Source organism: Stenotrophomonas sp. YAU14A_MKIMI4_1, from assembly GCF_003086855.1.
Classification (GTDB): domain Bacteria; phylum Pseudomonadota; class Gammaproteobacteria; order Xanthomonadales; family Xanthomonadaceae; genus Stenotrophomonas.
On record NZ_CP025998.1, the window covers coordinates 1 to 17,981 of the forward strand.

The 17,981-nt window shown below is 64.6% G+C and carries 16 protein-coding genes; all 16 read left to right on the top strand.

Features of this window, described 5'->3' with window-relative positions:
• The 16 genes from dnaA to C1931_RS00080 all read left to right on the top strand — a co-directional run bounded on the left by dnaA (position 1) and on the right by C1931_RS00080 (position 17,502).
• Positions 1 to 1,332: a chromosomal replication initiator protein DnaA gene (dnaA, locus tag C1931_RS00005; RefSeq protein ID WP_108747903.1), complete on the top strand. Its 1,332-nt coding sequence runs from the start codon at positions 1 to 3 to the stop codon at positions 1,330 to 1,332.
• A 276-nt stretch (positions 1,333 to 1,608) separates the two neighbouring features.
• Entirely contained in the window at positions 1,609 to 2,709 is a 1,101-nt protein-coding gene (dnaN, locus tag C1931_RS00010; protein ID WP_005411731.1) for a DNA polymerase III subunit beta, read from the top strand.
• 875 nt (positions 2,710 to 3,584) lie between these two features.
• Positions 3,585 to 4,679, top strand: coding sequence for a DNA replication/repair protein RecF (gene recF, locus C1931_RS00015; RefSeq protein WP_108754959.1), 1,095 nt, complete (start codon positions 3,585 to 3,587; stop codon positions 4,677 to 4,679).
• 111 nt (positions 4,680 to 4,790) lie between these two features.
• A complete protein-coding gene (gyrB, locus tag C1931_RS00020) occupies positions 4,791 to 7,250 on the top strand; it encodes a DNA topoisomerase (ATP-hydrolyzing) subunit B (RefSeq protein ID WP_108754960.1) in 2,460 nt (819 codons plus the stop codon).
• Between the two features lie 68 nt (positions 7,251 to 7,318).
• Complete coding sequence (locus C1931_RS00025; protein ID WP_108754961.1) at positions 7,319 to 8,164, top strand: CPBP family intramembrane glutamic endopeptidase; 846 nt, start codon at positions 7,319 to 7,321, stop codon at positions 8,162 to 8,164.
• A 69-nt stretch (positions 8,165 to 8,233) separates the two neighbouring features.
• The gene (locus C1931_RS00030) at positions 8,234 to 9,040 is read left to right on the top strand and encodes a M48 family metallopeptidase (RefSeq protein ID WP_108747907.1); all 807 of its coding nucleotides are present in this window, start codon (positions 8,234 to 8,236) and stop codon (positions 9,038 to 9,040) included.
• 131 nt (positions 9,041 to 9,171) lie between these two features.
• Positions 9,172 to 10,359, top strand: a complete 1,188-nt coding sequence (locus tag C1931_RS00035) for a DUF4032 domain-containing protein (RefSeq protein ID WP_108747908.1) — start codon at positions 9,172 to 9,174, stop codon at positions 10,357 to 10,359.
• 255 nt (positions 10,360 to 10,614) lie between these two features.
• Positions 10,615 to 11,172: an energy transducer TonB gene (locus tag C1931_RS00040; RefSeq protein WP_199912020.1), complete on the top strand. Its 558-nt coding sequence runs from the start codon at positions 10,615 to 10,617 to the stop codon at positions 11,170 to 11,172.
• Between the two features lie 92 nt (positions 11,173 to 11,264).
• Positions 11,265 to 12,026, top strand: a complete 762-nt coding sequence (exbB, locus tag C1931_RS00045; RefSeq protein WP_108747910.1) for a TonB-system energizer ExbB — start codon at positions 11,265 to 11,267, stop codon at positions 12,024 to 12,026.
• Between the two features lie 57 nt (positions 12,027 to 12,083).
• Positions 12,084 to 12,509 (top strand): biopolymer transporter ExbD, encoded by a 426-nt coding sequence (locus C1931_RS00050; protein ID WP_025875550.1) that lies wholly within the window; start codon positions 12,084 to 12,086, stop codon positions 12,507 to 12,509.
• Positions 12,510 to 12,512: 3 nt separating this feature from the next.
• The gene (locus tag C1931_RS00055) at positions 12,513 to 12,926 is read left to right on the top strand and encodes a biopolymer transporter ExbD (protein ID WP_065200109.1); all 414 of its coding nucleotides are present in this window, start codon (positions 12,513 to 12,515) and stop codon (positions 12,924 to 12,926) included.
• A gap of 168 nt (positions 12,927 to 13,094) precedes the next feature.
• Entirely contained in the window at positions 13,095 to 14,555 is a 1,461-nt protein-coding gene (cls, locus tag C1931_RS00060; protein WP_108754962.1) for a cardiolipin synthase, read from the top strand.
• A 40-nt stretch (positions 14,556 to 14,595) separates the two neighbouring features.
• The gene (locus C1931_RS00065; RefSeq protein ID WP_108754963.1) at positions 14,596 to 14,862 is read left to right on the top strand and encodes a hypothetical protein; all 267 of its coding nucleotides are present in this window, start codon (positions 14,596 to 14,598) and stop codon (positions 14,860 to 14,862) included.
• 9 nt (positions 14,863 to 14,871) lie between these two features.
• Positions 14,872 to 15,615, top strand: a complete 744-nt coding sequence (locus C1931_RS00070) for a pyridoxine 5'-phosphate synthase (protein ID WP_108754964.1) — start codon at positions 14,872 to 14,874, stop codon at positions 15,613 to 15,615.
• Between the two features lie 210 nt (positions 15,616 to 15,825).
• Entirely contained in the window at positions 15,826 to 16,938 is a 1,113-nt protein-coding gene (locus tag C1931_RS00075) for a PA0069 family radical SAM protein (RefSeq protein ID WP_108754965.1), read from the top strand.
• Positions 16,939 to 17,139: 201 nt separating this feature from the next.
• Positions 17,140 to 17,502 (top strand): hypothetical protein, encoded by a 363-nt coding sequence (locus C1931_RS00080; RefSeq protein ID WP_159095420.1) that lies wholly within the window; start codon positions 17,140 to 17,142, stop codon positions 17,500 to 17,502.
• Positions 17,503 to 17,981 lie beyond the last annotated feature (479 nt).

Genomic DNA, 17,981 nt, shown 5'->3' on the forward strand with positions numbered 1-17,981 from the left:
ATGGATGCCTGGACCCGAAGTCTCGAACGCCTCGAAGCGGAGTTTCCGCCGGAAGACGTTCACACCTGGTTGAAGCCACTGCAGGCCGATCTGCGCGTGGACAGCCTGGTGCTGTATGCACCGAACGCCTTCATCGTCGACCAGGTGCGCGAGCTGTACCTGCCGCGCATCCGCGAACTGCTGGCCCATTTCGCCGGTTTCAGCGACGTTTTTCTTGAAATCGGCTCGCGCCCGCGGCCCTCGGACACGCAGAACGCGCCGGTTTCAAGCCCGGCAGCGGCCGTGGCTGCAGAACCGCAGGTGCCGTTTGCCGGCAACCTGGACAACCACTACACGTTTGCCAACTTCGTGGAAGGCCGCAGCAACCAGCTGGGTCTGGCCGCGGCGTTCCAGGCGGCGCAGAAGCCGGGCGACCGCGCGCACAATCCGCTGCTGCTGTACGGGGGCACCGGCCTGGGCAAGACCCACCTGATGTTTGCCGCCGGCAATGCCATGCGCCAGGCCAATCCGGGTGCGAAGGTGCTCTACCTGCGTTCGGAACAGTTCTTCAGCGCGATGATCCGGGCCCTGCAGGAAAAGACCATGGATCAGTTCAAGCGCCAGTTCCAGCAGGTGGACGCGCTGCTGATCGATGACATCCAGTTCTTCGCCGGCAAGGACCGCACCCAGGAAGAGTTCTTCCACACCTTCAACGCGCTGTTCGACGGCAAGCAGCAGATCATCCTGACCTGCGACCGGTACCCGCGCGAAGTGGAAGGCCTGGAAGCGCGCCTGAAGTCGCGGCTTGCCTGGGGCCTGTCCGTCGCGATCGAACCGCCGGACTTCGAGACGCGCGCAGCGATCGTGCTGGCCAAGGCACGCGAGCGCGGCGCGGAGATTCCCGATGATGTTGCGTTCCTGATTGCCAAGAAGATGCGCTCCAACGTGCGCGACCTGGAAGGTGCGCTCAATACCCTGACCGCCCGCGCCAATTTCACCGGCCGCGCGATCACCACCGAATTCGCCCAGGAAACCCTGCGCGATCTGCTGCGCGCCCAGCAGCAGGCGATCAGCATTCCCAACATCCAGAAAACCGTGGCCGACTACTACGGGCTGCAGATCAAGGATCTGCTGTCCAAGCGCCGGACCCGTTCGCTGGCCCGCCCGCGTCAGGTCGCCATGGCCCTGACCAAGGAACTGACCGAACACAGCCTGCCCGAGATCGGCGACGCCTTTGCCGGTCGCGATCACACCACGGTGCTGCACGCCTGCCGTCAGATCCGCACCCTGATGGAAACCGACGGCAAGCTCCGCGAGGACTGGGACAAGCTGATCCGGAAGCTGAGCGAATGATGCACCGACGCCGATAAGGCGTCATCGCACAAAACGGTGCAGAATCCGGTAGCAAGCGCGGGATGAGTTGTGGATAAAAAAGCGGTTTGAAATCGCTGCAGATTTATCCACAGCTTTCCCCACCCCTTGGGGGTCGGTAATGCAGAGGGTTTCGCGGTCTGAAAACTCTTTAATTACAAAGACTTAGGGTTGTTTTCCAGCAATTCTGTCTCTACCAGCACCACCAAGCTTTTGATTTATTCCACATTTTTTTAAAGCATAGGGGCACGGAACCACATGCGTTTCACACTGCAGCGCGAAGCCTTTCTCAAGCCGTTGGCACAGGTCGTCAACGTGGTCGAACGCCGCCAGACCCTTCCGGTTCTGGCCAATTTCCTGGTCCAGGTGCAGAACGGCCAGCTGTCGCTGACCGGTACCGACCTGGAAGTGGAGATGGTGTCGCGGATCGCGGTTGAAGATGCCCAGGACGGCGAAACCACCATTCCCGCCCGCAAGCTGTTCGAGATCATCCGCGCCCTGCCCGACGGCAGCCGGATCACCGTCTCGCAGACCGGTGACAAGATCACCGTGCAGGCCGGTCGCAGCCGCTTCACCCTGGCCACCCTGCCCTCCAACGACTTCCCGTCGGTGGACGAAGTGGAAGCCACCGAGCGCGTGGCCATTGGCGAAGCGACCCTGAAGGAACTGATCGAACGCACCGCGTTCGCGATGGCCCAGCAGGACGTGCGCTACTACCTCAACGGCCTGTTGTTCGATCTGCGCGGCGATGCCCTGCGGACCGTGGCCACCGACGGCCACCGCCTGGCCCTGTGTGAAACCGATCTGGCCAAGCCCAGCGGTTCCAAGCGCCAGATCATCGTGCCGCGCAAGGGCGTGACCGAACTGCAGCGTCTGCTGGAAAGCGGCGATCGCGAGATCGAGCTGGAAGTCGGCCGCAGCCACGTGCGCGTGAAGCGCGACGATGTCACCTTCACCTCGAAGCTGATCGACGGCCGCTTCCCGGATTACGAAGCGGTGATCCCGATTGGCGCCGATCGCGAAGTGAAGGTGGACCGTGAAGCGCTGCGTGCCTCGCTGCAGCGCGCCGCGATCCTGTCCAACGAGAAGTACCGCGGCATCCGCGTGGAAGTCTCGCCGGGCAACCTGAAGATCAGCGCGCACAACCCCGAGCAGGAAGAAGCCCAGGAAGAGATCGAAGCCGACACCACGGTCAGCGACCTGGCCATCGGCTTCAACGTGAACTACCTGCTGGATGCCCTGTCCGCCCTGCGCGACGAGGAAGTCATCATCCAGCTGCGCGATTCCAACTCCTCGGCGCTGGTGCGTGAATCCAGCAGCGAGAAGTCGCGCCACGTGGTGATGCCGCTGCGTCTCTGACGCTTGCGTTGTTCCACGTGAAACAAGAAAACGCCCGGGAGATCCGGGCGTTTTTTTTGTTCCACGTGGAGCATTGCCGAGAACAGACGGATGACAGTGCGCCCTTCATCGATGGGGGACGCAGATCGTTTCGGTGGTAGCCGTTGATTCCTTCGACCGAGGGTCTGCGCTGACTTCGCAGCTCAACTCGGCGAGGAGAAGCTGCATCTGCTGACGCTACTGTCCACAGGCCTGGAATCCTGCGCTCGAGGGCGTCCCAAGCTTTTAAATCTGGGTATAAATCTAAAGCATGGTGGTGCTGGTAGAGCCAGATTTCGTGGAAAACATGCTTATATTGTTGTTTTTAAAGGGGTTTATACACCTGAAACCCCCTGTATATCGGGCTCTGGGGCTGGGGGGGAAGCTGTGGATAGTTTTACCAGCGGTCAAAAGTGGCATTTTTATCCACAGATTGCCCATACCTTGTGTATAAGTCATACAGACCTGCTGTGGACAGCGTGGAACGCAGCACCTGAATTTCTTGAAATCTGTGGAACCCTCGGCTGCTCTGCCCCTCAGATTTCAAGCAATCAACGCAGTGGCTTGCCCGCTGTCCTGCACCGCGCTGCGCGGCAGCGCCTGGCGAAGGCGAAAATCTGTTGAATTCTGCTCATGCCGGCCCTGCCAAGGCCCGCAGATTTCAAGAAATCCACGCGGTTCCAGCGGCCGGCGAGGGCAGCAATCGGCAGCGCGGCACGTGGAACCCATGCGGTGTCCGGAGCGCGTGTTGCCGTCGCCCGCCATGCCCCGCAACGCGGTGCCGGGCTTGACCGATGCAGTAAGCTGATGGAATCCCTGCCCTGTTGCCGCCCCGAGCGGCTGGTCCCCCGCGTCCCATGCTGATCCGCCGCCTCGCCCTGAACCAACTGCGCCGCTTCAGTGCCGTGGAGCTGTCGCCCCAGCCGGGCCTGAACCTGTTGACCGGCGATAACGGTGCGGGCAAGACCAGTGTGCTGGAAGCGCTGCACCTGATGGCCTATGGCCGCAGCTTCCGCGGGCGCGTGCGCGACGGACTGGTCCGCCAAGGCCAGGAAGCGCTGGAAATCTTCGTCGAATGGGACGAACAGCGTTCCAGCCATCCGCCCCACCGCCGCAAGGCCGGCCTGCGTCACAGCGGGCAGGAATGGAAAGGCCGCCTGGATGGCGAGGATGTGGCCCAGCTCGGGAATCTCTGCGCGGCCCTGGCGGTCGTGACGTTCGAACCCGGCAGCCACGCCCTGGTCAGCGGGGGCGGTGAACCGCGTCGGCGCTTCCTGGATTGGGGTCTGTTCCACGTGGAACCAGACTTTCTTTCGCTGTGGCGCCGCTACTCCCGTGCACTGAAGCAGCGCAATGCGCTGTTGAAGCAAGGCGGGCCCTCGCGGATGCTGGACACGTGGGACCACGAGCTGACCGAAGCCGGCGAACCGCTGACCAGCCGGCGCCAGCACTACCTGGAGCGGCTGCAGGAGCGGACGATTGCCCTGGCGTCGGAACTTGCACCGCAGCTGGGCATCCAAGGCCTGAATCTCAGCCCCGGTTGGCGCCGGCACGAACTGCCGCTGGCCGATGCGCTCCTGCTGGCCCGCGAACGCGATCGCCAGGCCGGTTACACCTCGGTGGGCCCACATCGCGCCGACTGGAGCGTGGATTTCCACAGTATTCCCGGTCGCGATGCCTTGTCCCGTGGCCAGGCCAAGCTGACGGCGCTGGCTTGCCTGATGGCACAGGCCGAGGACTACGCCGAGCAGCGTGGCGAATGGCCGGTGATCGCGCTGGATGACCTGGCCTCAGAGCTGGATCGCACCCATCAAGCCCGCGTGCTGCAGCGCTTGCTGGCGGGGCCGGCACAGATCTTCGTCACCGCCACCGAAACGCCGGCGGCGCTGGTGGATCTGCCCGAGATCACCCGGTTCCACGTGGAACATGCACGGATCGTGGCTGTGCCATAGTGGCAACATCAGGGCCCGCAAGGCCCGGCTGGTATAATTCACGCTGTACCCCTACTTACCCGGCGCACCGCTCCACGCGGTGCCCGACCTGCGGAGCCTACGGCAAGCGCAATGACCGACGAACAGAACACCCCGGTAAACAACGGCAACTACGACGCCAACAGCATCACCGCCCTGGAAGGGCTCGAGGCTGTCCGCAAGCGTCCTGGCATGTACATCGGCGACGTCCATGACGGCACCGGTCTGCACCACATGGTGTTCGAGGTTGTCGACAACTCCATCGACGAAGCGCTGGCCGGCCATGCCGACCACGTCGCGGTGACGATCCACGCCGACGGCTCGGTGTCGGTGTCGGACAACGGCCGCGGCATCCCCACCGGCAAGCACGAGCAGATGAGCGCCAAGCTCGGCCGCGAAGTGTCGGCGGCGGAAGTGGTGATGACGGTGCTGCACGCCGGCGGCAAGTTCGACGACAACAGCTACAAGGTGTCCGGCGGTCTGCACGGCGTGGGCGTCAGCGTGGTCAACGCGCTGTCGCAGAAGCTGCTGGTGGACGTGTTCCAGAACGGCTTCCATTACCAGCAGGAATTCAGCGATGGCGCCGCAGTGACGGCGCTGAAGCAGCTGGGCCCGACCACCAAGCGCGGTACTACCGTGCGCTTCTGGCCGTCGGTGGTGGCGTTCCACAACAACGTGGAATTCCACTACGACATCCTGGCCCGCCGCCTGCGCGAACTGTCGTTCCTCAACTCGGGCGTCAAGATCGTGCTGGCCGACGAGCGTGGCGACGGCCGCCGCGATGATTTCCACTACGAAGGCGGCATCCGCAGCTTCGTGGAGCATCTGGCCCAGCTGAAGACCCCGCTGCACCCGAACGTCATCGCCGTTACCGGCGAGCACAACAACATCGTGGTGGACGTGGCGCTGCAGTGGACCGACTCCTACCAGGAGACGATGTACTGCTTCACCAACAACATCCCGCAGAAGGACGGCGGTACCCACCTGGCCGGCTTCCGCGGCGCGTTGACCCGTGTGCTCAACAACTACATCGAGCAGAACGGCATCGCCAAGCAGGCCAAGATCAACCTGACCGGCGACGACATGCGCGAAGGCATGATTGCCGTGCTGTCGGTGAAGGTGCCCGATCCCAGCTTCTCCAGCCAGACCAAGGAAAAGCTGGTCAGCTCCGACGTGCGTCCGGCGGTGGAAAACGCCTTCGGTGCGCGCCTGGAAGAGTTCCTGCAGGAAAACCCGAACGAAGCCAAGGCCATCGCCGGCAAGATCGTCGATGCCGCGCGCGCACGTGAAGCGGCCCGCAAGGCCCGCGACCTGACCCGCCGCAAGGGCGCGCTGGATATCGCCGGCCTGCCGGGCAAGCTGGCCGATTGCCAGGAAAAGGATCCGGCGCTGTCCGAACTGTTCATCGTCGAGGGTGACTCGGCAGGTGGTTCGGCCAAGCAGGGCCGCAACCGCAAGAACCAGGCCGTGCTGCCGCTGCGCGGCAAGATCCTCAACGTGGAACGCGCACGCTTCGACCGCATGCTGTCCTCCGACCAGGTCGGTACGCTGATCACCGCGCTGGGCACCGGCATCGGCCGCGACGAGTACAACCCGGACAAGCTGCGTTACCACAAGATCATCATCATGACCGACGCCGACGTCGACGGCGCGCACATCCGCACCCTGCTGCTGACGTTCTTCTACCGTCAGATGCCGGAGCTGATCGAGCGCGGTTACGTCTACATCGGCCTGCCGCCGCTGTACAAGATCAAGCAGGGCAAGACCGAGCTGTACCTGAAGGACGATCCGGCGCTGGACAGCTACCTGGCCAGCAGCGCGGTGGAAAACGCCTCGCTGGTGCCGGCGTCCGGCGAACCCGGCATCGAAGGCGTGGCGCTGGAAAAGCTGCTGCTGGCCTACGCCGGCGCGCAGGATGCGATCGCCCGCAACGCGCACCGCTACGATCGCCTGCTGCTGGAAGCACTGGTCGATTTCGTGCCGATGGATCTGGAAAGCCTGCGCAATGCGCCGGCCGGCGAAGGTCTGGACGCACTGGCCAAGCAGCTCAACCAGGGCAGCCTGGGCAGCCCGCGTTTCACCCTGGAACTGCAGGACGCCACCGAAGAGCGCTCCGCCGCTGTGCTGGTCACCCGCCGCCACATGGGCGAGGAACACCTGCAGGTGCTGCCGCTGTCGGCCTTTGAAAGCGGCGAACTGCGCGCCATCCATCAGGCCGCCAAGCTGCTGCACGGTCTGGTGCGCGACGGTGCCACCATTGCCCGCGGTGCCAAGTCCATTGAAGTGGACAGCTTCGCCAAGGCACAGAACTGGCTGCTGGACGAAGCCAAGCGCGGCCGCCAGATCCAGCGCTTCAAGGGCCTGGGTGAAATGAACCCGGAACAGCTGTGGGATACCACGGTGAACCCCGATACCCGCCGCCTGCTGCAGGTACGCATCGAGGACGCGGTCGCGGCTGACCAGATCTTCAGCACCCTGATGGGCGATGTGGTCGAACCGCGTCGTGACTTCATCGAAGACAACGCGTTGAAGGTCGCCAACCTGGATATCTGACACACTCGACTGCTGGCCGGTGCGCGGGGGAGGCGCGCCGGCCGTCGTCCCTTGACCACAGGTACCCGATGTCTGCTTCCGCTCCGGTTTCCGCACCGCCGCCGGTTCCCCCGGCATCCGCCGCGCCCCGCGCCTCCTCGCCGCTGGCCGGCTTCTTCATCGATCTGGGCATTGCCGTGGTAGCGCTGTTCGGGCTCAGCCTGATCAGCGGCATGGTCTGGGGCCTGACGCGTACCGTGGCGATCAGCGTGGCCAATGCCAACGCCGGTGGCGAAGCCGCCGATGCCGGCGCACTGGCCGCCCAGCTCGGCCAACCCGGTGCCCTGGCACAGGTGGTGATGGCGCTGGTGGCCACCGGTGGCGCCGCGTTGCTGGTCTATTTCTGGCGCCGGCCGGCCAACGCCGCCGAACGCCAGCGTTCCCTGCAGGCACTGCGCCGCCCCGCGACCTGGGGCTGGACGCTGCTGGTGGCCACCCTGATCGTGATCGGCAGCAACGGCATCGCGTTCCTGGCCAAGCAGCTGGGCGTGGAACCGGTGCCCACCAACCTGCACCTGATGCAGAACGCCATTGCCCAGTTCCCGGTGTTCCTGGTGCTGTTTGCGGTGGTGCTGGCGCCGGCCTACGAAGAACTGCTGTTCCGCCGCGTGCTGTTCGGGCGCCTGTGGCAGGCCGGCCGGCCCTGGCTGGGCATGCTGCTCAGCAGCCTGGCCTTCGCCCTGATCCATGAAATTCCCGGAACCAGCGCCAACGGTCCGGCCGAGATCGCCCAGCTGTGGCTGGTCTACGGCGGCATGGGCGCGGCGTTCTGCTGGCTGTACAAGCGCACCGGCACGCTGTGGGCCGCCATTGCCGCGCACGGCCTGAACAACGCCGTGGCGCTGGCGGCACTGGTGTTCTTCGGCGCCACGTAAGGCCACGCGCGCTTGACGAAAGATTAAGCAGGCGCGGTACACACTGCCTGCATGAACACGGGGGATTCCATGAAATCACTGCTGCTCGCCCTGCTCATTACGTCGCTGGTGGCCGCGTGCGCGACCACCACCTCGCCCACCGGCCGCCGGCAGATGGTGGGCGGCGTGTCGCAGGCCCAGCTGGACCAGCTGGGTGCGCAGGCGTTCGCCGAAACCAAGCAGAAGGAAAAGATCAGCACCGACGGCCGCCAGAACGGCTACGTGCAGTGCGTGGTCAATGCGCTGGTGGCCCAGCTTCCCGATCAATACCGTGGCGTACGGTGGGAAACGGCGGTGTTCGTCGACAAGGAACCCAACGCCTTTGCCCTGCCCGGCGGCAAGGTGGGGGTGAACAGCGGCATCTTCACCGTGGCCAAGAACCAGGACCAGCTGGCGGCGGTCATCGGCCACGAGATCGGCCATGTGATTGCCCGCCACCACGAAGAGCGCATCACCCGACAGATGGGCGCGCAGACCGGCCTGGCAGTGCTGGGGGCGCTGGCCGGTGCCTACGGCGGCGATGGCGCGGCCAGCACGGTGAACCAGCTGGGCGGCATGGGCGCGCAGGCGGCCTTCCTGCTGCCAGGCTCACGTACCCAGGAAAGCGAGGCCGATGTGATCGGCCAGCGGCTGATGGCCCAGGCCGGTTTCAACCCCGCCCAGGCCGTGGATCTGTGGCAGAACATGATGGCCGCCAGTGGCGGACGCAGCCCGCAATGGCTGTCCACCCACCCCGATCCGGCCAACCGTATCCGCGAACTGCAGCGTGACGCCCCTGCCCTGGCGCCGGTTTACCAGCAAGCCCAGGCGGCCGGTCGCCGGCCAAAGTGTGGGTGAGTGCGCAGATTCATGCTGTACTGCAGCACATAAAACGATTTCTCATGCCATCCGTTTCTGATACGTTTGGCGGCTCAGATTTTTCTGACAGTCCGACTTTGCCGCTCCGGGCGGTTCGATCGAGGTGAACGATGATTTTCCGTAACCACAAAGCTGTGCTTTCCGTCCTGATCGCCACTGCCCTGACCGGCGCCGTGGTCACCGATGCGTTCGCGCAGTCCTCGCGTTCGTCCGAGCGTGGCAACCGCGGCGGCAAGCAGGCCAAGGCCGAAGTCCTGTACCCGAACGCCACCCGTGAGGAGCCGAAGGAAAAGGCGTCCTCGAAGATGGGCAGCAAGCTGCAGAAGCTGATTGACAACTACAACGATCAGAAGTTCCCGGAGACCCTGCAGGTTGCCGGTGAGATCCTGGGCAACAGCGCGTCGAACAACTACGACAAGTCGCTGGCTGCGCAGCTGGCTTCGCAGGCCGCCTACCAGACCGACGACACCGCCGGCGCGATCACCTACCTCAAGCAGGCGCTGCAGCTGAACGGCCTGGACAACAACGGCCACTTCCAGGCCATGCTGATGCTGGGCCAGCTGCAGCTGCAGGAAGACCAGACCGCCGAAGGCCTGGCCACGCTGGACAAGTACTTCGCCGAGAGCAAGTCGAACAAGCCGGAAGAGCTGATCGCCAAGGGCCAGGCGCTGTACCAGCTGGAGCGCTACCAGGAAGCCATCCCGGTGCTGCAGCAGGCCATCGCCGGCGCCACCGAGCCGAAGGACAACTGGAACCAGCTGCTGATGGCGGCCCTGTCCGAAGCCGGCCAGACCGGTGAAGCGGTGAAGACCGCCGAGGCGCTGGCAGCGAAGAACCCGAACGACAAGAAGGCGCAGCTGAACCTGGCCAACATGTACATGCAGGCCGACCAGATGCCCAAGGCCGCCGCGGTGATGGACAAGCTGCGCAGCAGCGGCCAGCTCACCGAAGAGCGCGAGTACAAGCAGCTGTACTCGATCTATGCCAACACCGAGAACAAGGAAAAGGACGTCATCGCGGTCATCAACGAAGGGTTGCAGAAGGGCATCCTGAAGCCGGATTACCAGGTTTACCTGGCCCTGGCCCAGTCCTACTACTACTCCGACCAGGTGCCGCAGGCGATCGAGGCGTGGCAGAAGGCTGCCCCGCTGTCCAAGGACGGTGAGACCTACCTGAACCTGGCACGCGTCCTGCATGCCGAAGGTCGCGTTCCGGAGGCCAAGCAGGCCGCCCAGCAGGCGCTGGCGAAGGGCGTGAAGAACCAGGCTGATGCCAAGAAAATCATCAACCTGAAGTAAGTAGGAATAACGCCTGAACGCCTGCGAGATTAATGCGCAGGCGCTCAGGATTGGTATAAGCTTGGAGGTTCCTGCGGTGTCATGCACCGCTGATCAGGGATCCCGCCCCCCGGGACTCCGGCCCCACTATTGAGCTCTTGGCGCATGACGGAACAACTAGTCGTTCACCGGTACGAACAACCCGATGACAAGGGGCTGAGCTGGCCTCGCATCGTCGGCATCGCGTTTGTAATCGCCCTGCATCTGGCCGCCTTCATGATGCTCCTGATCCCCGCTGTGGCCCCCAAGGCCGTGGCTGAGAAGGAGCGCAACGTCATGGTGACCATCGTCGACGCGCCGCCGCCACCGCCGCCGCCGCCGCCGCCGCCGCCGCCGCAGGATACTCCGCCGCCGCCGGTGAAGAATCTGTCGCCGCCGAAGCCGTCGCCCGTCCCGCCGCCGCCGCAGGCGCCGGTCGTCGACGTGCCGGAACCGCGCCCGAACGATATCGTCACCCCGCCGTCGCCTCCGGCGCCGCCGGCACCGCCGGCGTCGATCGAGGCCAGCGTCGACATCTCGTCGAAGGCCATGAATCCGCCGCGCTACCCGCCGGCCGCTTTCCGCGCTGGTATCCAGGGCGAAGTGATCCTGATCATTGATGTCGATGCCCAGGGCAACGTCACCAATGTCACGGTGGAAAAGTCCAGCCGTAACCGCGACCTGGACCGTGCTGCGATGGAAGCCGCGCGCAAGTGGCGTTTCAACGCCGCTGAATCTGGCGGTAAGAAGGCTGCTGGTCGCGTCCGCGTCCCGGTCAACTTTGCGCTGAACTGATGCGAGCGGGTGGCCGCCGGCCACCCCTCCTCCGGTTCGATTGTCTAGCTTAGCTACACCCTTTATCACCACACACAACAAAGGTAAGCGTCATGCTGCAGGAAATTTTCATCGCCGCTGCTGCCGGGGGCAATCCGTCCAACGCCCTGTCGCAGATGGGCTTCGAGCACCTGATCCACGAAATGACCACCAAGCCGGGTGATTTCGCCGTTTCCTGGGTCGTGCTGCTGACCCTGGTCGTCATGTCGGCCATGTCCTGGTACTGGACCGTCATCAACATCTTCCGCGCTACCCGCCTGAAGAGCGCTGCTGACCGCGTCGTCAGCCTGTTCTGGGATACCCCGAACGCACAGGACGCCATCCGTGCGATGGAAGAACAGCCGGCTTCGGAGCCGTTCTCGAAGATCGCTCTGGATGCTGCGCAGGCTGCTGCCCACCACCAGCGCGCTGAAGGCGGCGCCACCGGTGGCCTGGGTGAAAACCTGAGCCGTTCGGAGTTCGTCGACCGCGCCCTGCGCCAGGCCGTCACCCGCGAAAGCAACAAGCTGCAGTCGGGCATGACCCTGCTGGCCACCGTCGGTGCAACCGCTCCGTTCGTCGGTCTGCTGGGTACCGTGTGGGGCATCTACGGCGCGCTGATCAAGATCGGTGCCACCGGCTCCGCTTCGATCGACGCCGTTGCCGGCCCGGTGGGTGAAGCGCTGATCATGACCGCCATCGGTCTGTTCGTCGCAATCCCGGCCGTGTTCGCCTTCAACTTCTTCAGCAAGATCAACAGCGCGACCATCAGCAAGTTCGATACCTTCGCGCACGACCTGCACGACTTCTTCGCCACCGGTTCGCGCGTCCGCTAATTGCGACGCGCTGTACCCAGCGAGAACGTAGTCAACACGATCTAGACGGAGCCCGTTATGGCTTTCAGTAGTGGTAACAGCGGCGGCCCCATGGCCGACATCAACGTTACGCCCCTCGTGGACGTGATGCTGGTGCTGCTGATCATCTTCATCATCACGGCGCCCCTGATGTCCCACAAGGTCAAGGTGGATCTGCCGGAGGCCAATCTGGTCCAGAAGCCGGACGACACCAACGACCGCAAGGGCCCCATCACCCTGGCAGTCAAGGAAGACGGTTCGATCTACTGGAACGACGAGGAAATCGACAAGCAGACTCTCGAGTCGCGCCTGGCGACCGCCGCCCAGCAGACCCCGCAGCCGCCGCTGAACCTGCGTGGTGACCGCACCACCAAGATGCGTGTCATCAACGAGATGACCAAGGTCGCTCAGGAACAGGGCATGCTGGACGTCGGCTTCGTCGCTACCAAAGAAAAGGGGCAATAAGCCATGGCATTCAGTAGTGGTGGTGGCAAAGGCCCCATGGCTGACATCAACGTGACGCCCCTGGTGGACGTGATGTTGGTTCTGCTGATCATCTTCATCGTGACCGCGCCGATCATGACGTACCCGATCGCCGTGGACCTGCCGCAGCGCGTGCTCAACCCACCGCCGCAGCTGGTCGAACCGCCGCCGCCGATCGAACTGAAGATCGACGCCAGCAACCAGGTCTCGTGGAACAACAGCCCGATCAGCACGCACGAGCTGCAGCAGCGGATGGAACAGGAGGTCCAGCGTGACCCGACCAACCAGCCGGAACTGCGGATCGATGCAAGCCCGGATTCCGAGTACGACGTGATGGCCAAGGTTCTGGCCGCCGCGAAGAATGCTCAGATGAAGAAGATCGGCTTCGTGCAGCAGTAATACGCAATACCGCAGCACAACAGTCATGACGCGACTGCAGACGCCCCTGGAGACAGGGGCGTCTTTTTTTTTGCTCGGGGGTGGGGTCAGAGCCCTTCCCTGCGGGAAGGGATCCGACCCCGGGGGCTCTGACCCCATCACCACGCATCCGCCCGCTATCATCGGCGCATGCTCGCCCTCTTCGATTCCCTGCGCGTCTGGCTCGATGGCATCGCCCATCTGGGCACGATCCTGGCCGTGGCCTACCTGCTCTACCTGCTGGCACTGGCCGGCTGGATCATGCTGCAGAAGCGCGAACCGGTCGCCACGCTCAGCTGGATCCTGTCGCTGGCCCTGCTGCCCTACCTGGGCCTCTTCATCTACTACCTGCTGGGCCCACAGAAGGTGAAACGGCAGCGCCTGCGCCGTGGCCGCGCGCGCTCGGGCATGGAGCACTACAGCGATGTCTGTCCGCCCGATGCCGGCTGCACCGAACTGGCCAAGGTGGCCCAGGCGACCACCGGCCTGGCGCCCAGCACCGCCACCGAAGTGACCTGGCTGGTGGATGGCGCGGCCACCTATGCCGCCCTGCTGCAGGCCATTGCCGAGGCGCGCGACCACGTGCACCTGGAGTACTACATCTTCAGCCCCGACCATGCCGGTACCGCGCTGCGCGATGCCCTGGTGGAACGTGCACGGGCCGGCGTGCAGGTGCGCCTGCTGCTCGATGCGGTGGGCTCGTCGTCGTTGCCGCGGCGCTTCCTGCAGCCGCTGCTGGATGCCGGCGGCGAGGCCATCTGGTTCCATCCGCGGCAGCTGCTGAAACCCTTCAAACGGCCGTGGTTGAACCTGCGCACGCACCGCAAGCTTGTGCTGGTGGATGGTCGCCTGGCCTTCACCGGTGGCATCAACATCACCGACGAAGAAGACGAGAGCCGCAACCCCAACGCCTACCGCGATCTGCACATGCGCATTGCCGGCCACGTGGTGCGCAGCCTGCAGCTGGTGTTCGTGGAAGACTGGCTGTACGCCAGCGGCCAGGAACCCTCGCGCTTCGACATCGCGCGGCTGTGGCCGGCCGACATGCCGCTGCGTGGCGATGGCAGCATCGATGCACAGGTGCTGGTATCCGGCCCCGATTCGGGCTGGGAAACCATCCACCGCCTGCATGTGGCGGCCATCCAGGAAGCGCGCGAACGGGTCTGGCTGGTCACGCCCTACTTCGTGCCCGGCGAAGCGGCGCGCATGGCGTTGACCTCGGCCGCACTGGGCGGGCTGGACGTGCGCCTGCTGGTGCCGAAGATGAGCGATTCCTGGTTCGTCACCCAGGCCGCGCGCTCGTACTTCGACGAACTGCTGCATGCCGGGGTGAAGATCTACGAATACGGCCCGCGCATGCTGCACACCAAGGCCTTCATTGCCGACGATGATGTCTGCATCGTCGGCAGCGCCAACTTCGACCACCGCAGCTTCCGCCTGAATTTCGAGCTGTCGATGATGATCAGCGACCGCGACCGGGTGGCTGCGCTGGCCGAGCTGCTGCAGGCCGAATTCGACCGCTCCTGCCGTGTGCAGGACCGGGCGGCCCGTTCGCTGTGGCTGCACCGCCTGCCCGAGGCGTTCGCGCGGCTGGCCTCGCCGCTGCTGTAACGCAGCGCTACACTGCCGCCTGACCTGCGGGAGATCGCACATGTACTGGCTGTACCTGCTGCTGGCGCTGGGCTGCTTCGCCTTCGCCCTGAAGACCCCGCACATGGGGCTGATGTCGCTGGCGCTGCTGGCGGCGCTGGCCTTCCTGCTGGCCTGGGTGCGTGGCCGCTACGTGGCCCGCTTCGGCGATCTGCAGCGCGACCCGTCCACCCTGGTCGACGCCGAACAGGTGCGCCGGCTGCGCGAGCAGGCGCCACAGGGGCACGCCCCGCGCGAACCGCACGATCCCCCTTCCCCGACCCCGTAGTTCCGTTCCATGACCCAGCTCAGCGTCAACGTCAACAAGATCGCCGTCCTGCGCAACTCGCGCGGCGGTGCCGAACCGGACGTGGTGCGCGCCGCCCAGGCCTGCCTGGATGCCGGTGCGCATGGCATTACCGTGCACCCGCGCCCCGACCGCCGCCACATCACCGCCGAGGACGTCCTGGCGCTGTCCACGCTGACCCGCGCCCGCGGCGTCGAGTTCAACATTGAAGGCAACCCTTTCGCCCCGCCGCGCGAGGGTTACCCGGGGCTGCTGCCGCTGTGTGCGCAGACCCGGCCGGCCCAGGCCACCCTGGTGCCTGATGGCGATGGCCAGATCACCTCCGACCACGGCTTCGACTTCGAACGCGACGGCGAGCGCCTGCGCCCGCTGGTGGCCGAGCTGAAAGCCATGGGCTGCCGGGTCAGCCTGTTCGTGGATGCCGGCAACCCCTTGCTGGAACAGGCCGCCGCGGTTGGCGCCGATCGCATCGAGCTGTACACCGGTCCCTACGCCGAAGCCCACGCCGCCGGCGACGCGCGCGCCATGCTGGAGCTGTTCGCCAACGCCGCACGTCGCGCCCAAGCGGTCGGCCTGGGGGTGAATGCCGGCCATGACCTGTCGCAGGACAACCTGCGCGACTTCCTGGCGGCCGTGCCGCAGGTGCTGGAAGTGTCCATTGGCCATGCGCTGATCGGCGAGGCCTTGTACGACGGCTTGGACGCCACCGTGAAGGGCTATCTGGCCCTGCTGTAAGGCGCCGTCGCAGTTGTTGAGACCGCCGTGGCCCAGGCTTCTGGATTACCACGGCGTTCGGCTGCGCCTGCCCCGTGGAACCTGTGGATAACCTTGGGGTCAACCTGCACCCGGATTCACCTGTACGCCTACAGCTACGTGAATTCCCGCCGCTTGCGCCGCCTGTGGTTAGCAATAATACTAACGACCCAGCAACGGCCGGAGGGCGACATGCAGCACCTGCCTCTCAAGGCCCACGCCGCCATCAAGGGCCGTGGTTCCACCTCGCACTTGGCCGGCCGCTTCGAAAGCACGGTCAGCGAGGCCATCGATGACGGCTGGGCGCCAGACGAAAGCGACGAATTCAGCGCGCCTCGCCTGCGCACCGAAGTGCGTGCGGAGACCGCGCGCAGCATCATCAGCCGCAACAATTCCCCCGATGTAGGCTTCAGCCAGTCGGTGAACCCCTACCGCGGCTGCGAGCACGGTTGCTCGTACTGTTTCGCGCGGCCCTCGCATGCCTATCTGAACCTGTCGCCGGGCCTGGACTTCGAAACCAAGCTGTTCGCCAAAACCAACGCGCCGCAGCTGCTGCGCAAGGAACTGGCGAAACCGGGCTACGTGCCGCAGCCGATCGCGCTGGGCATCAACACCGACGCCTACCAGCCGATCGAACGCAAGTTGAAGCTCACCCGCCAGCTGATCGAGGTGATGCTGGAAACGAAGCATCCGTTTTCGCTGATCACCAAGAACGCGCTGGTGGAGCGCGACATCGATCTGCTGGCACCGCTGGCGGCGGAAAACCTGGTCAGCGTGCATTTCTCGGTCACCTCGCTGGACCCGCACCTTTCGGCGAAGCTGGAACCACGCGCATCGGCACCGCATGCACGCCTGCGTGCGATGAAACGCCTGCACGAGGCCGGCATTCCGGTGGGCGTGATGGTGGCGCCGGTGATCCCGTGGATCAACGACAGCGAGCTGGAGGCCGTGCTGGAGGCCGCCCATGACGCCGGCGCCAGCACCGCCGGCTACGTGCTGCTGCGCCTGCCGCTGGAAGTGGCACCGCTGTTCCGCGATTGGCTGGAAACCCACCACCCCGATCGCGCCGCGCACGTGATGAGCACCATCCAGCAGTTGCGCGGCGGCAAGGATTACGACAGCCAGTTCGGCACGCGCATGCGTGGCCAGGGCGTGTATGCGGACCTGTTGAACAACCGGTTCAAACTGGCGCGGAAGCGGCTGGGCTTCAATACGCAGAACAGCCACTGGCCGAAGCTGGATTGCAGCCGGTTCGTGAAGCCGTTGCCGCCGCAGAAGGAATCGCCGCAAGGAACGCTCTTTTAGTAGAGTCGAGCTTGCTCGACTGAAGTTGAAAGCAGTCGAGGTAGAGTCGAGCTTGCTCGACTGATGTTGGAAGCAGTCGAGCAAGCTCGACTCTACGAAGCAGAAGCAGTCGAGCACGCTCGACCCTACGGGGTGGACGCGGTGCCCCGCTTCGGCCAAGAATCAGGGCGAGGCCCATGAAGGGCCGGACAGGAGATGCCCGTGAACGATGGCGCACTTGCCGCAGCGATCGCCGCTTCCGCTGCCAACACCCATCCTTGGATGCAGGCGCAGCATCGCCAGGTGCTGGAGTACTTCGAACAGCGGCAGGCGTTTTCGCCGGCGACCTCGATTCCGTTGGCCGCCTTCGACGTGGAGCTGGAAGAGGTGCTGTACGACATGATCGACGACGGCCTGGTCGAGGTCGTGGCGACCGACCGCTGCTACCTGGACCGGCAGACGCTGCTGCAGCGCGTGCAGGACGACGAACGATCGGCCGAGCGCCTGAACCGCGTGCTGCTGCGCTACGTCGTGCCCGTTCTGGTGATCGTGCTCATCGCCGTGGGCGTAGCGCTGGCCCTGTAGAGTCGAGCTTGCTCGACTGAGCGCGCAGCAAAGCGCAGTCGAGCAAGCTCGACTCTACGAAGTCGTCAGCCCCAAACAGCTTCTGCGGAGGGCGATGCAATGAGGGTCCCATGCGCAGATCTACAAGGAGTCGGCTGTGATCGTACTCAGTAGATTGCACGCGCGATCCATTACGTTGGCGATGCTGGCTGGGCTTCCGACGGCAGCCGCTGCAGCGGATCGATCCGCGCTCTTTGTGAACCATGCGACATCGATTGAAGACACGTGCCTTGAAGTTGATTCGAGAAGCTTGCCCTTCTCATGCCACAGAATTTCCGATGGCGCGCAGACCGTAGTCGCTGTGAGGGAGTTCAAGCGTGCCTGGAATGCCGACAGGTCGAGTTTCTCAAAGCTGACGCTTGTACTTCCTGGAGTGCTCCGCGCTGGGCAAATCCTTGCTATTGGAGATGAGGGGGCGCGTGTGTTCTTCAGCAAGGGGG

Excerpts from the sequence above, each read along its gene's own strand:
- dnaN (WP_005411731.1), top strand. The coding sequence starts at position 1,609 with ATGCGTTTCACACTGCAGCGCGAAGCCTTTCTCAAGCCGTTGGCACAG.
- C1931_RS00050 (WP_025875550.1), top strand. The coding sequence starts at position 12,084 with ATGGCTTTCAGTAGTGGTAACAGCGGCGGCCCCATGGCCGACATCAAC.
- dnaA (WP_108747903.1), top strand. The coding sequence starts at position 1 with ATGGATGCCTGGACCCGAAGTCTCGAACGCCTCGAAGCGGAGTTTCCG.
- C1931_RS00075 (WP_108754965.1), top strand. The coding sequence starts at position 15,826 with ATGCAGCACCTGCCTCTCAAGGCCCACGCCGCCATCAAGGGCCGTGGT.
- C1931_RS00040 (WP_199912020.1), top strand. The coding sequence starts at position 10,615 with ATGATGCTCCTGATCCCCGCTGTGGCCCCCAAGGCCGTGGCTGAGAAG.
- recF (WP_108754959.1), top strand. The coding sequence starts at position 3,585 with ATGCTGATCCGCCGCCTCGCCCTGAACCAACTGCGCCGCTTCAGTGCC.
- C1931_RS00065 (WP_108754963.1), top strand. The coding sequence starts at position 14,596 with ATGTACTGGCTGTACCTGCTGCTGGCGCTGGGCTGCTTCGCCTTCGCC.
- cls (WP_108754962.1), top strand. The coding sequence starts at position 13,095 with ATGCTCGCCCTCTTCGATTCCCTGCGCGTCTGGCTCGATGGCATCGCC.
- C1931_RS00055 (WP_065200109.1), top strand. The coding sequence starts at position 12,513 with ATGGCATTCAGTAGTGGTGGTGGCAAAGGCCCCATGGCTGACATCAAC.
- gyrB (WP_108754960.1), top strand. The coding sequence starts at position 4,791 with ATGACCGACGAACAGAACACCCCGGTAAACAACGGCAACTACGACGCC.
- C1931_RS00030 (WP_108747907.1), top strand. The coding sequence starts at position 8,234 with ATGAAATCACTGCTGCTCGCCCTGCTCATTACGTCGCTGGTGGCCGCG.
- C1931_RS00070 (WP_108754964.1), top strand. The coding sequence starts at position 14,872 with ATGACCCAGCTCAGCGTCAACGTCAACAAGATCGCCGTCCTGCGCAAC.
- C1931_RS00025 (WP_108754961.1), top strand. The coding sequence starts at position 7,319 with ATGTCTGCTTCCGCTCCGGTTTCCGCACCGCCGCCGGTTCCCCCGGCA.
- exbB (WP_108747910.1), top strand. The coding sequence starts at position 11,265 with ATGCTGCAGGAAATTTTCATCGCCGCTGCTGCCGGGGGCAATCCGTCC.
- C1931_RS00035 (WP_108747908.1), top strand. The coding sequence starts at position 9,172 with ATGATTTTCCGTAACCACAAAGCTGTGCTTTCCGTCCTGATCGCCACT.